This window comes from Sphingobacterium sp. B16(2022) (assembly GCF_012030425.1).
In the GTDB taxonomy this organism is placed as follows: Bacteria; Bacteroidota; Bacteroidia; order Sphingobacteriales; family Sphingobacteriaceae; genus Sphingobacterium; species Sphingobacterium anhuiense.
Window position 1 is genome coordinate 160,546 of record NZ_JAAUVN010000007.1, and the last position, 16,538, is coordinate 177,083.

Here is a 16,538-nt window from a genome sequence, read left to right on the forward strand (position 1 = left end):
GTGGTTGCTTCCGAATAGGGGCGATGTAGAAAGGTATAAAGAAAGGAAGCAATCTTTGGTGAAACAGCTTCCCTTATTTTTTATGGAATGTATCTGTGTATAATTATTTACCTTGTGTTTTGAAATATTCTGTGGGACTCATCCCAGTATGACGGTAAAAGAAATGATTGAAAGTTTCACGATGTTTAAAATTGCAGGTGTCAGATACATTTGAAGAGGGATTGCCAGCTAAAATTAAATCTGTTGCCTGTTTTAAAATTACTTCGTTCTTGTATTGCTGCATGGTTTTGTTGAAATATTTGAAGTGTATCTTATTCAAGTTTCTAAAGCTAGCGCCAAAGTCTTCAGCAAGTTTTGTTAAAGTAAAGGAATGTCCTTCGAGTTCACAATAGGTTCTGATACTGTCATGCAATGCAAGTGCAGTTTTTTCATGACCATCAACACGTTCATATTCAATAAAAATTTTTTCAGAGGAGAGCCTAATCAATTTTTTGACTGCGGTAAAAATATGTTCTTCATTTTCTAGTTTTCCTTTTTTTAGATTATTGACTAAATGTTTGATATGTGCGCGTGTACGTGTACCGACTTCAAAATCTATACTGACACAGGAATATATACTTTGACTACGATGGGCTTCAATGAGAGGATGTAAAAAATGGAAAGGTCGTTCATTGCCATCACGAAAGATTTTACAACGAAAATAGAGATTAGATAAATGGCTCTGACCTTTTGGTATATGCAGTTCATACAGACCTGCTGGTAAGTAAATGTAGCGACCTCTTAAGGGATTGATGGTATAGGTTTTATTTCCCTGCAGATCTTTAATCAGGATTGATCCAGTTGATTTTAGTAGGTGGATTAAGTGGATATCTGATTTTATGATCTTAAAGGGGATAATACATTTATCTGTAGACTTGACGTCCAATAGATTGATAAATGCCAATAGGCCATCAAATTCTTGTAGGATGGCTTCGGATTGTGCCCGTTTATAATGCTGGTTATTTCCATTTTGCATCGACATAAGAGATTTCATTATGACATGATTAGGCTCATAGGGAGCTCCAAATGGTTGATCAAGTTGTAATTGTAATGATTTTAACATAATTATGAGTTTTAAAATTGTTAATTTTTGATATTTATAAATGTTCACCTAAAGTTCATAAAAAGGAAATCCAAATAATTGGGTTTTTGAGCCCAATTATTTGCGTTTTTGAGCCCAATTATTTGTGTTTTACTATTCATTTTTTTCTAAAACAAGGCGCTACTGTGCTTTATTTCCCGTTTTCAGGAAGCGGACGATTTAAGCTTCACCCTCTGCATATTCGTACGCTTCAGAACGAAGGTAAATCGGATAATGGTGTTGATTAGGGGTAGTAAACAGGGTATTCTACACCTGATATAGGCCTTAAATGGTGTTTAAAGGGAGGTGAGGGGTAGTCTATAGGAAATGGGGTATATTCAGCTGATTTATAGAATCAGCTCTACAGAGATCTAGAGCTTGTTTTTAAGGAGAGATTGATCGGATGATGTAGGGGTAACGGGGGTATACCCCTACTTTTTATATTTATCTGTTTGAATCAGGGTGTCTTTCAACTAATTTATTTATGATCTTCAATTTTTTTTGGGAGATACAGGATATTCATGGGAGTTGAACTTATTTAATGAAATAGTCTTGTGAGCGTAAAAACTTTAGTAGTAAAAATATACTCAATTTTCAAACAATAACGTTAACAAGAGAGATTGACTTTTATATCATCGAAGTGTTCGTTGACAGCATATCGGATTTCCTGCAGGAAGGTTTCGGAGGTTCCCATTTCTTTGAGAACGTAAATGGTGAGTGGAAGTGTTTGGTTTATTTTGCTGTGTATAAGATTGATTTAATATCTTTAGACTGTTCTTGAATATCAATGTGTTTACGGTTCACGTCCTCGAAACCGACTAAGAGCTGATGGTGTCTGATGATGGGTTCATCAATTTGCTTGTTTTTCATTCGAATAGCTGATTATATAGTTTGCGTCTGCGGAACTGGCTGTAAAAAAAGTAAAAGGAATAAGGAGTTATATCTGGCCTGGCGTCGCTAAGATGAAAGGGGATTGGAATCTAACTCTAATTTTGATATCACAGATAGTAGTTATTGTTTGGCTTTAGAACGTTCTTCTTGGTTCAAATGGAGTACCATAATTCTGGATGATCTATAAAGTTTTAATATTAATCGGATCGTAAATGGTTTATTCTTTTGTGTGTTATTGTTATTTAAACTTAAAGCTACATACATATTTTGGAAAAGGACTATTTTCTTTTATAAAATTCTTGTTGCGGTGAATTTTTTTAGAATTAAAAAATTATTTCTTTTGAGATAGACTATTCTAAGATGTGAACTGATATTGATAATTTTTCTGAAAAGATTTCTGTAGCGCCTCTTTTGAATAAATATAACAGTGTATAGGTAGGATACCAATTTTTTCCTAGGTTTTCATTGTATTATGTCGTTCATCATTGTTTAGACAATAATTGACAAGTATTCGTTTTATAAGATTAACTGACAGGTAAAGTTTTTTGTTACATATGAGTTGAAAAATAATTTACTGAATATCAGGTGGTTGAAATATTTTTGAGCATTTTTATATGCTAGCATATCATTTTGCTATTTCAAATTTAAAAAATGGTATATATTTGTTTTAACATTTTTTTAACAAAGTATACTAACTGATCTTTTGAAAAAGAGAATTAAAAAAACTAAATACTGCTTTACAATTTATAATAATAACAAATCTGATTGATTAAAAGCTTTATCATAGATTTTAGTAATTAAAACCCATTAAAATCGTTTTAATTACATCTAATAATCTTATGATTCTATACTTTAATGAGGCCTGATTTTATCTTTTGTTTGAAGTTTTGGTTAATGAAATTTTTATTTTAACTTTGCTTTTAACATTTTTTAACAATCTTGTTTTTTTGAAATTAAATGTGTTTTAGGAAAAACCGATCTTAGTTACGAGCTGATCCCAAAATTGACCAAGGAAATATTTGTAAAGTTTTAATATATTTTTTGTTAAGAATGCGTTAAACAGAAAATAAACAGTGATTGCTTTTTTCTTCTGGATAAAGATGAAAATGGATTACAATTCTTGATTGAGTATGAATTTTAAGGTCGAAAATAGTATGAAGAGATTCGATTTTTAAAATTTTATGAAAAGAAATTTACTTAACCAAAGTCTTTAGAGACTTTAAATACTTAATATAAACATATGAAACAAACATTACTCAGTTTTTTCGTGGGTAGTATGATTCTTACCTCTGTTGCATTTGCGCAGGATAAAAAGGTAAGCGGTCGTGTGACTAGTGCTGATGGTAAACCATTGGTCGGTGTTACGATTGCTGTGCAAGGATCTAATGTAGCTACCCAGACAGATGCGAATGGAAATTATTCGTTCTCTGTACCTACAGGAAAAGTTATCGTTTTCCGCTCATTAGGTTATTCGGATAAGACATTAATTGTTAAGGAAGGACAATCGGCATTTAATGTAACACTAGATAATTCTGATAATGAATTGGCGGAAGTCGTTGTTACGGCAATGGGAATTAAAAGAGAACAAAGATCGCTAGGTTATAGTGCCTCTACCATTAAATCAGAAGAATTAACTAAAGCAAGATCTTCAAACGTTCTAAATTCCCTTGCAGGTAAGGCTGCAGGTGTGAGAGTGAATGCGCAGTCTGGTACAATAGGAGGATCAACTAAGGTCGTCATTCGTGGCGTAAATTCTTTAGACGGTGGATTTCCATTATATGTGATCGATGGCTTGACAGTTAGTGATGCAACATCTCTTGGAGGAACAACGGCAAGCAATGTGGATTTTGGAAATAGAATGGGGGATTTGAGTTCAGATGATATCGAATCAATGACTATTCTTAAAGGTGCCGCTGCAACAGCATTATACGGTGCAAGAGCAAAAGATGGTGCGATTATTATTACGACTAAAAGAGGTTCTAAAGGCACAAGCAATGCTATTAGTGTTAATTCATCCTTACGTTTTGACAACCCATTAGTTCTACCGGATTTTCAAAACGAATATGCACAAGGAAATCAGGGTGTATATGCTTTAGCTCAAACTAACGGATGGGGTCCTAATATTGCGGAGGTTAGTAATCAAAAATTTAAAAATTTTTTAGGAGAGGATGTTACATTACAAGCTTATCCTGATAATGTAAAAGATTATTTTCAGACAGGAACCTCATTAATTAATAATATTGCTTTTTCAGGCGGTGGTGATAATTCAGATTACAGGGTGAGTTTTTCCAGTGCAAATGAAAGAGGAATAATACCAGAATCAAAGTTAGATCGCTATACCTTATCTGTAAATGCTGGAAGAGATTTTAGTTCTAAGCTATCTTCTAGATTTACCGGTTCTTACACGAATTTGAAATCTGACGGTAGACCTGCTCAGAGCTCTAACAATACTAATGCGATTATTTCAACAATATTTAGTCTTCCTAGAACAGTTGATATTGATCTTCTCAAGAATAATTTTGAAGATCCTGTTACGGGAAATCAAATCTTTCTAAGCCCCAATAGAAATGGGAATAATCCATTTTGGGTAATGAACTATAATAGAAATGGAAATACAGTTGATCGATTTTTAGGAACATATACCTTAACTTATAAACCGGTTGATTGGATTACAATTAATAATAATTTCGGTGCGGATGTATATACTGAGAAAAGATCACAGCATGTCCGAAAAGGAACCGCTGGTTTTATGAACGGCAGGTTTATTAATTTTGATTTGTTAAGTAAGCAATTCAATGACGATTTAATGGCTACATTCGAGCAGAATAATCTTGTAGACAATTTTAAATTTAAATTGATTGTTGGGGGAAATATTAATGAGCGTACAACGCAAAGTACAAATGTAGAAGCTGTAGGTTTAACAATTGATCAGTTATGGAACTATACCAATGCGGCAAGTAAAACTCCAACATTAGGATATAGTAAGAGAAGATTGTTGGGGGCATATGGTAACTTAAGTGTCAGTTATAAAGACTTTTTGTATTTGGATGTTACTGGTAGAAACGATTGGACATCAACATTACCAATAGAAAATAGATCATATTTTTATCCTTCAGTAAGTGGAGCCTTTATTTTTTCTGAGTTGTTGAAGGACAAAGGAATGGATTGGTTAAGTTTTGGTAAAGTAAGGGCGAGTTGGGCATCTGTTGGTAGTGATCTTGCCGCATATAATTTGGATTATCAATATACGCCTACCTCTACTGTTTTTATGCAATATGTCTCTTCAACAGCTACTGTTTTTCCAGCAGGACCTATAGAAACGGCATTTAGTGGACCACGTATACTTCCAAATGCAACGCTTAAACCCCAAAAGCAAAATTCTTTTGAGACAGGTTTTGAACTTAAATTTTTACAAAATAGAATTGGATTAGATTTTTCTTATTACAATAATATAACAAGAGATCAGTTGATCCCTATAGATATTGCTATTTCAACGGGATATTTTGCGAAATATATAAATGTTGGCGAAATACAAAATAAGGGAATTGAAATCGCATTGAATTTAGTTCCTGTGAAAACAGAAAGTTTTAACTGGAATTTAGATTTTAATTTTGCTAAAAATAAACAAAAAGTCAATGAATTAGCCCCGGGATTGTCACAGTATAGTTTGGCTAGTGGTTATAGTGGTTTGCAGATTAAAGCTAGTGTCGGAGAAAGTTTTGGACTTTATGGAAGTGATTGGGCAAGGACTGATGATGGTCAAATTATTATCGATGCAAAAACTGGATTAAAAACAGCGGTAGCAAATCAAAGATTAGGAGATATTTACCCTGCATGGACTATGGGTATTAATAATAATTTTAGCTACAAAAGCTTTTCATTAAGTGCTCTTGTAGATATTCGCACTGGTGGTAAATTTTACTCCGGTACTGTTGCAAATTTAAGAACTGGTGGTCTTGCAGCAGAAACTGCTGATCGTACTCCAATTGTTACGCCTGGTGTGGTTCTTGAAAATGGTGTCTATGTCCCTAATAAAAAAGAAATAAGTGCACAGGATTATTGGGTATGGGAAGGTAACTCAACAAATACCGTTGCCAATGTCTTTGACGCTGGTTTTATTAAATTGAGGGAAGTGAGATTTGCATATGCACTGCCATCTCATATTTTAAAATCAAAATTTATAAAAGGAGCGGAGATTGGTGTTGAAGGAAGAAATCTTTGGTTGATTAAAAGCGATGTACCTCATTTAGACCCTGAGTTGAATTTCTTTGGTTCGGGAAGTGTTGGCGAAGGTGTAGAATTTAATAGTATTCCTTCTGCACGATCATTTGGGATGAATTTGAGGTTAAATTTTTAATTATTGACATTATGAAATTTAAAAATAAAATATTAGCTGGAGCATTATTATTACTTTCTGCTTCGAGTATTGTTTCGTGTAATAAATATTTAGATATAAATGCTAATCCTTTAACGGCAACTAAAGTTGAGCCTAAGCTTTTGTTTGGCTACGCTGTGACGGCTTGGGATGTAAATAAGAATAGTGGGGATAGTTATATTTCTTTAGGTTTTCTAGGGCAAAGTTTAGCTTCTGGAGGTGATTTTTCTGAAAACTGGGGTTCATCAAATTTATACAATATCAGTACATTTGCAGTAGGGAACACGTGGAAAGTATATTATAGTACATCTGGAAACAATCTTAAGCAGGCAATTAAAATAGCTGAATCTGCTAACCCAGTACAAAATAATTCAGCAGCTCAATGTAAAATAGTTTTGGCTCAATTGATGTTTGAGGCTACAACTCTTTATGGAGATGTTCCTTATACAGAAGCTTGGGATCCTGAGAACTTTGCTTATCCAAAATATGATGCTCAAAAAGATGTTTTAGAAAATATTTTAAAGCTTTTAGATGAAGCCAAAGCGCAAATAGATCCAAGTAGCCCTCTCAAAATAGAAGATTACGATATTTTTTATAAGGGAGATCTTAGTAAATGGATTAAGTTAGCAAATTCAATAAAGTTTAAAACTTTAATGGTTATGGTTGATAAGGATCCTTCAAAAGCTGACGCTATTGGGAAATTGGTTTCTGCTCCTGCTACGATGATTAATGCAGAGTCTGAAATCTGGAAAGTTCCCTATACAACAACGGTTAATAATGAAAATCCAAAGTATAGATTGTTTTTGGGACAAAATCCATTTACTTATGCCAATAAACTGGTTACTGATATCATGGTGCCTAAATCTGATCCTAGACTATCAAAATATTTTGACTTAGGACCGGAATCTCAACAGTACGTGGGTATATTAGCGAATGTCGATGCAGACGATAAAACTTCTTTGATTTCAAAGTATTTGTATAGAAAAGATGCACCATCACTATTACTTTCGTATCAAGAGATGCTCTTTTTAGAAGCTGAGGTATACGCTCGTGGTTTAGGCGTAACTAAAGATCTCAACAAAGCAAATGATTTATATAGAAAGGCTTTACAAGTTGCGATGACTTTTTATGAAGTGACTCCAGCAGCAATAACAACATATCTAAATGCGGAACCTTCTCTTGCTACAGTTGCTAATCCTTTAAGAGAAATTCATCTTCAACAATGGGTTGATTTGATGGATCGTCCATTGGAAGCTTTTCTTCAGTGGAGAAGATCTGGTACTGATGGAAATGAAGTTCCTAAAATGGAAGTGCCTAAAGGAGCAACATCAGGGCCTTTATTTAGACGTTTTCCTTTGTCTACGGATGAAACAGCTGCAAATCCAAATATTCCTAATCCTCAACCAAAGTATTATGATAAAGTTTGGTTTGATTTATAATATTTAATTCAAAAAAGAGGCTGTATCAAAAATGATTTTTGATGTGACCCCCAAAAGTTGGACGGATTAACAAAATTAAGTTTTTTGTACAAGAGCTCGGTATTCCACCGGGCTCTTTCTATTTAACATGTTTTTATTCTTTTATTGTTGTGATTCCATATAATAACAATTTGTCTTACACAGAACCTGTACGCAAGCTTACTATTTTACATTTATATATATTCTAAAAAGAGTAGTGGCATAGATGAATTAGGTTTAATGTTTAATTTCCGGTTCAATAATGCTACTTAAGAAAAATGATCTTGGAAACTCTCTAATTGTATGATTTTACAAAAATCAAACTTGAGTTTAAGGTTTACAAATTTAACATTTTAATGCTGATCTATATTTTTATGTAATCATTAATCTATGGAAAATGTACCCATCACAACCTAATCTCATCTGATGCGTCAGGTGCAGTTTATTGCAGTTAGTTGCAAATTCCATTATTTATAATATTTCCCTCATCTTACTTGTGAAAGTTAATACTTCTCAAATTGATCTCATAATCGTAATTCTTTTATTTCGAAATATTAATTTACGATTTTTAATGGTTACCTATCGAGCTTTCCAATATAATTTCTTAGTTAGCGTAATGCTACATGAATTTTTGATTTTAAAAATTATAATCAAAAATTCATGTGTTTAAACTTATTTATCTTGCGTTTTATTACCAATATAAAAAAAATAGTTGCAAAAGTTTGCTTAATAAAAATAATATTATAACTTTGGTTTTAACATTATTTAACACATGAAGTTAAACAAATATTTTTAAAATATTTGAAATCTGCCATATTGAAAAGCACCCAAGCGCTATACAATCGTATTTCTTTTAAATATTAAACTTGACAAATAGTCACATGCATGAGACAAAATGCAATCGATTGCGTAAAAGCGATTAGTGACGAAATCTATTAGAAAGATTAAAATATTGATTTATAGTTGTTTAGTAAACGAAATTACTTAACTAAAGTCTTTTTTTATGACTTTACACATTTAAATAAATATAAATATATGAAACAAACATTACTCAGTTTTGTGGTGGGTAGTATGATTCTGACATCGGTCGCTTTTGCTCAAGAGAAAAAGGTTGCTGGTCGCGTTGTAGGCGCTGATGGCAAGCCATTAGTTGGAGTGACAATAGTTGTAAAGGGGTCAAATCAAGCTACTCAAACCGATTCAAATGGAAACTATTCTTTTTCTGTACCTACGGGAAAGATAATCGTTTTTAAATCCTTAGGATATGGCGAAAAGACATTAATCGTTAAAGAAGGTGCTTCAACATTTAATGTTACTTTGGAAGATTCACGAGAAGAACTTAATGAAGTTGTTGTTGTCGCTTACGGTACTGCTAAAAAAGAATCACTAACGGGTTCTGTATCATCAATAGGAGCAAAAGATTTAGAAAAAAGACCAGTAACAAATGCTTTTGCAGCTTTGGAAGGATCAGCAGCAGGTATTCAAATAAATAATACTTCGGGCATGCCTGGTGATGAGCCAAGTATCAGAATCCGCGGTTTTTCATCCTTAAATGGCTCTAATGACCCTTTATATGTAGTTGATGGTGTGCCTTTTGGTGGTGATATTTCTGATATCAATCCCAATGATGTTGAAAGTATTTCTGTATTGAAAGATGCATCTTCATCTGCTCTATACGGTAGTAGAGCAAGTAACGGTGTAATCATTATTACAACAAAAAAAGGAAAGATTGGTCGTTCTCAGGTTAATGTATCGACAGATCAAGGATTTTACTCAAGAGGAATTGCTGAATATAGCCGTGTAAATGATAGACAATTTATGGAAGCTATGTGGACAGGATACCGAAATAACCTGTTGAGCACGAACTCCAAAGCTTATCCAACAACAGAGCTAGCTAACGCTGAGGCTTCCAAGTCTTTAATTAGTAACTACCTGAAATTAAATATTTACGATAAAGAGGATAATAAATTATTTGATGAAAATGGAAAATTGGTTTCAGATGCACAAATAAAAAATGGATATCGTGACGATTTAGATTGGTTTAGTGAGGTGGATCGTGTTGGGCATCGCCAAAATTATAATATTGATGGAACTACTGCAACTGATAAAGCTAAAGTATTCTATTCTACTGGATATCTAAATGAAAAGGGATATATTAAAAATTCTGGATTAAAAAGGTTTACGGGAAGATTGAATGCTGAACTCCAAGCTAAAGATTGGTTTAAATATGGTTTCAATTTAGCTGGTTCTCACCAGATTTCGGATAGAATTAGCGGTTCCACAGATGATGCTGGTTCATTTACAAATCCTTTTAACTATGCACGTTCAATTGCACCTATTTATCCAATTCATCTACATAATGCAGATGGAGGTTATGCACCAGGTCTTTTGGGAGAAAAACAGTACGATAATGGAGAATCTACACGATTGCAATATGTGGGGCGCCACACAATTTGGGAAAATGAATTGAATAGCGATCAAACCATTAAAAATACAATGAACGGTAGAGCTTTTCTAGAATTTAAGTTTTTAAAGGATTTTACTTTTACGGTTAATGGTGATTTAAATGTACGTAACTCTGAGCGTCGTACCTATAATAACGCGATTATCGGTGATGGAGTAGGGCAGGGCCGTGCTGCAAGACGTACCTATAGATACAAGAATTATACAACCCAACAATTGTTAACTTGGAATAAAGATTTTGGCGCGCATCACATTGATGTATTGGCGGGTCATGAAAATTATTATGATAACATGAGTTACCTTTATGGGTATAAGACAGATGAAATCTTCGCTGGTAAAACTGATATGATCAACTTTACAAAGATTACTTCTTTGTATGATTATCAAGAAGATTATCGTGTAGAAAGTTACTTGTCTCGTGCTCGATACAATTATGAAGGGAAATATTTTGCGGAAGCATCTATTAGAAGAGATGGATCTTCTCGCTTTAGTGCAGATAATCGCTGGGGTAACTTTTGGTCATTAGGCGGTAGTTGGATCGTATCGAAAGAAGATTTCTTCAAGAATGCTTTAAATACAGTAAATGACCTTAAAGTAAGAGCGTCTTATGGAGAAGTAGGAAATGATGAAAGTGCAAAAAAATATGCGCATTTATCATTATATGCAATGGATCAAAATGCAAATGCAGGAGCAGTTTATAAAAGTCAGATTCCTTCGCCAGACTTAATCTGGGAAACTTCTAGCTCATTTTCTGCAGCAATCGAAGCGAAATTGTTCAAACGTGCCAACTTAAGTATCGAGTATTTCAATAAACAATCAAAAAATTTGATTTTTGATCTTAATTTACCGTTATCAGCGGGGCCTAACTCAACAAGTACTGCTGTTTCAACTGTAACTAAAAACATTGGATCAATGTCTAATAGAGGTATTGAATTAACTTTCGACGTAGATGTATTAAGAGGTGAAGGTTGGAGATGGAACGTTGGTGCTAACGCGACGTGGTTGACCAACAAAATTTTAAGTTTGCCAGAGGAAAACAGAGAAAATGGCGTTATAACTGGAAACTTTAAATGGGTTGAAGGTGGTGGACGTTATGATTTTTGGATGTTCAAATATGCTGGGGTAGACCAGATGACAGGTAAATCACTCTATTTAGCAGATACAGAAAGATTTAATGTGAATGGTTCTGCGCCTGATAAGGCGGCAATACCTGCAGCCGAACTTGTTGAAATCAATGGCAAATATTATGTTACCAATGCTTCAACTTATGGTGTAAGAGACTGGTCCGGTTCGGTTATCCCAAAAATGAGCGGTAGTTTCAATACAAACTTTGAATATAAAAATTTCAGTTTATCAGCTTTATTTACCTACGCAATTGGAGGTAAAGTTTTTGACTCATCCTACAGAGATTTAATGAGTATGTCAGGAACTCCTGGAGCTTTGCACACAGATATTATGAACTCATGGTCTGGTATGCCAGAAGGAATGACTACGACATCTGAAAATAGATTAGATCCTAATGGAATTCCAGCTATCAACTTTTCACAAAGTAATATGAATAATTTTACGAGTGACCGCTTTCTTATAGACGGATCATATCTTGTTGTGAAAAATATTGCATTTGGATACCGTTTGCCAAAGCAGTTGATCAACAGAATTGATTTATCTTCAGTAACAATAGTAGCAGGAATAGAAAATTTGGCTACAATGACAAAGCGTAAAGGTATGAACCCACAACAACAATGGAACGGTATAAGTACAAATGCTTGGGTTACTCCTCGTACTGTATCTTTTGGTGTAAAAGTTGGACTATAAGAATTTAAACAATGAAAAAAATTAATTATATAAAGTTATTATTATTAGGAGTTGTCTCTCTTTCGTCTTGTAGTAAAGATTATTTAGATACACGTCCTACAGACTCTGTAGAGAAATCTGAAGTTTTTGCAACCACAAAAAGTGCTAAAGTTGCTGTAAATGGTCTTGCCAAGATGATGACACAACAATATTTAAGTAGTCAAGGTTTCAATGGTGAGGGCACAATAAAGATGTACTACGGTAACTACCCAGGTAACAATTTTTTTGTCAATCTAAGTGGTTGGGCTGATATCATTAACTCCAATTATAATCAGAACTTAACGAGTATCTATTTATATTATCCTTGGTATTATTACTATAAATTAATTTCGAACGCAAATGAAATTGTATTAAATATTGATGGTGCAGAGGGGCCAGTTGCAGAAAAACAATTTATAAAAGCTCAAGCTTTAACCTTTAGAGCATACAGCTTCATGATGTTAGCTCAAATTTATGGTAATAGATGGAGTGATTCAAACAATGGACAAACTGGCGGCTTAGTTTTAAGAACAGATGTGTCTACGGGTGATATGCCATTGTCCACTCTTGGACAGACTTATGATTTAATTTATAAGGATTTAAGCGATGCGATATCCATGTACGATGAGTCAAAATTAAACCGCGAATCAGGGAAGAACTTTCAGGTTAATAAAGATGTCGCTTATGCTATTTATGCAAGAGCAGCTTTGAATAAACAAGATTATGTAAATGCTGAAAAATTTGCTATTCTCGCTCGCGAAAATTATAAATTGATGAATAATGATGAATATAAGAGCGGATTTTATGATCCAAATGGAGAATGGATTTGGAGTAGTTATGGTGCGGCAGATGAAACATTATTCTTTTACTCATTCCAATCCTATATAGCTTATAATTCAACTGCTAGTGCTGCTAGAACAACACCAAAAATTATCAGTAGAGAGCTTTTTGATAAAATCCCTGTTTCTGATATCAGAAGAGATCTATTTTTGGATCCTAAAGGTGAGGCATATACAACAGCGACTGGTATTGCAGGTCCTGAAATGAAAGCTAGAGCGTTTCGTACATTTCCAGATTTACAATCTACAGCGGTTCCTTATGCTTATATGAATTTTAAATTTAAAGCAAAAGATCTTCCTGGTGTAGGTAATCTGAATCACTTTAGAGCTGCTGAGATGTACTTGATTGAAGCTGAAGCTAAATATTTCCAAAATAAGCCGGCAACTGCGGTTCAAGCTACTTTGAATGAATTAAATTCTTCTTCTGGTAGAGATGCAAAGTATAATTGTACAAAAACAGGTGCAGAATTATTAAAGGAAATCAAATTATATCGCGCAATTGAGCTTTGGGGTGAAGGATTTGACTGGTTTGATATGAAAAGATGGGGTGATCCGATCATTCGAAACGCGCATGCAAATGGAGGAAATTTCTTGACGTCATTAGCCGTTACCATCAATCCTCAAGATAAAAATAAATGGACATGGTCTATTCCATTAAGAGAGTCAGACTATAATAAAGGCTTAGAATAAATATTACTATTAAAGCCTTGATTCAATTCAAAGCCTCCAAGAAGATTTAAGCTTTTTGGAGGCTTTTTTTATGAATATAATTTAATATTATAATATAACTGTTTATCAAGTCGTCATTGAGAATTATTTAATTCAAAATCGAGTAGCTTATTCCTTTTTTCGTATATTGTCTATACCAATATAGACTTTCATGAAAATAGGCCTCCTATTGTTGACATGTTTGCTTTTCCAAGTTGCTTTTGGGCAATCAGGATTCGTTTTGCATAAAAACAAGAAGCTAAGTTTCCCATTTATATTTGTACATAATCTCGTTATAATACCTGTAGAGGTAAATGGTTTTATGATGAATTTTCTGCTCGACACTGGAGTAAAAGAAACAATGGTCTTTGGAAAATCTCTAGGTGAAGTCGATAGTACAATCTTTAAAAATAAGTTTCAGGGTCTGGGGCGGAATACCGGTGTTGACGGTATTTTAGCGATCAATAATCATGTGGTGGTTGGTAAAAAAATGGAAGATATCGATCATCCTATTTTTATATTAGATAATGAACATATTGATATTTCATCACGTATAGGCGTAGAGGTAAACGGTATATTGGGAAGTCGTTTTTTTACTGATCATAAGATTGCATTTGATTTCATAAAAAAGCGAATAACGGTGTATCCCACCGATAGCAATCCAAAATCATGGTCCAAAATGACATCCTTACCATTGGAGATAATTTCAAGTCGCCCCTATGTTGCGATCAAAATACAGCAGAATGAAGGCGAGATCGACGGTAAAGCACTTATTGATATGGGAAATAGTGATGCTGTTTTATTATTAAAAGATAAAATACAAAATTATCAAGTTCGCGCACCTTTTATAGAAGACTATATCGGTCAGGGTTTCAACGGAGAAATTTATGGACTCCGCAATCGAATCAAGAAATTGTCTTTAGGTCCGTTTACTATGTCATATCCTTTAGTCGCTTATCCGGAATTGGAATCTATACAAAATGCAAAGATGATCAATGATAGGATAGGTTCAGTTGGTAATGAACTGTTGAGACGTTTTAAAATTATTTTTGATTACCCCAATAATCAACTTTATCTAAGTAAAAATAAAAATTTTGATAAATTCTATTATCTCAATATGAGTGGTCTAGAGATTATCCATGATGGTGTCAAATGGGAAAAGGAAGAAGTTCCGGTTGCCTTGAAGAAGGATGGTAGTAAGGAAGTTAATTTCGATAATAAGGTCCAATTTAAGTTTGTTTTGAAAACACTTTTTAAAATTGATATGGTCAGACCAAATTCACCTGCTCAATTGGTTGGGATTATGAAAGATGATAAAATTCTCGTTATAAATGGTAAAAAGGCAACTTCGTACTCACTGGAGGATTTAACAAACTTAATGAAATCGGAAGATGGAAAAGAGATCGTAATGAAAATAGAAAGAAATGGTGAAAAAAAGGATTTTCGATTTATTTTGAAAGATCCTCTTCCTTTTGATCATGATTAGTTTACTTTTAGCAAGTTCATAAAGAAATTCCCATTTCTTACTCTAATTATGCTCATCTCGTAATTAACCAAAATTAACGACTCGCTATTTTTTGCTATGTAAACATCTTGTTAGGTAATTGTAAGCGCTACTTTAAATCAGCCTAATACTTGGATCTCTGTGTAAATATCTTGTTATACAGACATTCGTTATGAATTGGTATTGTTTAATATTGATTAACTTTATCGAGTAATTTTTAATATTAATAAACCAAAATCAAGCCTTTTACCTTTTTTGATTCATTTATAAGTGAAATTTGTATGATTTAAGAATGACAGCAATCAAAAATGAATACTGTATTTCTAAAAGCTTTACTACTTTTAAAACCTAAAGTAGGAGCTAAATGATACAGATAGCAACTAGTAATGATTACTAAAACAATTGTATTATAATGAAAAAGAACCTTATTTTTTTAATTGCCCTATTTTTTGCACAAACCATTAGTCAAGCGCAGACTGGAAAAATCAAACACGTTGTGCTGGTTGGTTTTGATGGATTAGGTGCTTATGCAATCCCAAAAGCTGAAATGCCCACTTTGGAACAAATGATGAAAGATGGAAGCTATAGCCTTCACGTCAGAACAGTATTGCCTTCATCAAGTGCGGTGAATTGGGCATCTATGTTGATGGGAGCTGGTCCAACAATGCATGGTTTTACAGAGTGGGGAAGTAAGACGCCCGAAATCCCAGCGATAAAAACAACGAAGACTGGTCTATTTCCTTCAATTTTTAATGCAGTAGCATCTAAAAACCCTAAGGCTACTTTTGCAGTGATACACAGTTGGCCAGGTATCGGTTACCTCATTGATAAAAATATTGTCCAACAAGTGTATAATATGGAAGACAACGAGGATAAGACATTAGAAAAGGCAATTGAAGTTATAAAAAGAGATAAACCAACGCTTACTTTTGTGCATTTTGATCAACCTGATGGTGTAGGACATAACATTGGACATAATACTCCGGAATATTATGCAGAACTGAAAAATGTAGACCGTAGAATTACGCAATTGCAACAAGCTGTTAAAGAAGCAGGAATAGAGAAAGAAACTATTTTTGTCATCTCAGCTGATCACGGCGGTATTGACAAAGGACATGGAGGTAAATCGTTAGCTGAAGTTGAAATACCTTTTATCATGACTGGTCCAGGTGTACCAAAAGGACAGCAGGTAAATCAACCAATGTTAATTTATGATATTGCACCTACATTGACCTGGTTATTGGGAGCAGAGCAAGATGAGGCTTGGAGAGGTAAGCCCATTAAAGTTTTTCAAAAATAAGGATTAAGATCACGTTCAGATTTGAGTACAAATTTGAACTCTTTTAAG

8 protein-coding genes are annotated in these 16,538 nt (G+C 33.8%); 6 read left to right on the top strand and 2 right to left on the bottom strand.

Annotation, left to right across the window (positions count from 1 at the left end; all coding sequences use genetic code 11):
• Nucleotides 1-103: 103 nt before the first annotated feature.
• A complete protein-coding gene (locus HCX49_RS24385) occupies nt 104-1,102 on the bottom strand; it encodes a helix-turn-helix domain-containing protein (protein WP_168128396.1) in 999 nt (332 codons plus the stop codon).
• Nucleotides 1,103-1,852: 750 nt separating this feature from the next.
• Nucleotides 1,853-1,990, bottom strand: a complete 138-nt coding sequence (locus HCX49_RS24390) for a hypothetical protein (RefSeq protein WP_168128397.1) — start codon at nt 1,988-1,990, stop codon at nt 1,853-1,855.
• 1,261 nt (nt 1,991-3,251) lie between these two features.
• Between HCX49_RS24390 and HCX49_RS24395 the strand changes: the two genes are divergently transcribed.
• From HCX49_RS24395 to HCX49_RS24420, 6 genes are all read left to right on the top strand, one after another.
• Complete coding sequence (locus tag HCX49_RS24395; protein ID WP_168128398.1) at nt 3,252-6,368, top strand: SusC/RagA family TonB-linked outer membrane protein; 3,117 nt, start codon at nt 3,252-3,254, stop codon at nt 6,366-6,368.
• An 11-nt stretch (nt 6,369-6,379) separates the two neighbouring features.
• Nucleotides 6,380-7,825, top strand: coding sequence for a SusD/RagB family nutrient-binding outer membrane lipoprotein (locus HCX49_RS24400; RefSeq protein WP_168128399.1), 1,446 nt, complete (start codon nt 6,380-6,382; stop codon nt 7,823-7,825).
• Nucleotides 7,826-8,878: 1,053 nt separating this feature from the next.
• Nucleotides 8,879-12,121 (top strand): SusC/RagA family TonB-linked outer membrane protein, encoded by a 3,243-nt coding sequence (locus HCX49_RS24405; RefSeq protein WP_168128400.1) that lies wholly within the window; start codon nt 8,879-8,881, stop codon nt 12,119-12,121.
• A gap of 11 nt (nt 12,122-12,132) precedes the next feature.
• On the top strand, nt 12,133-13,668 hold the full coding sequence (locus HCX49_RS24410; protein ID WP_132772192.1) for a RagB/SusD family nutrient uptake outer membrane protein: 1,536 nt from the start codon (nt 12,133-12,135) through the stop codon (nt 13,666-13,668).
• Between the two features lie 190 nt (nt 13,669-13,858).
• Nucleotides 13,859-15,172 (top strand): PDZ domain-containing protein, encoded by a 1,314-nt coding sequence (locus tag HCX49_RS24415; RefSeq protein WP_132772193.1) that lies wholly within the window; start codon nt 13,859-13,861, stop codon nt 15,170-15,172.
• A gap of 430 nt (nt 15,173-15,602) precedes the next feature.
• Entirely contained in the window at nt 15,603-16,490 is an 888-nt protein-coding gene (locus HCX49_RS24420; protein ID WP_168128402.1) for an alkaline phosphatase, read from the top strand.
• Nucleotides 16,491-16,538 lie beyond the last annotated feature (48 nt).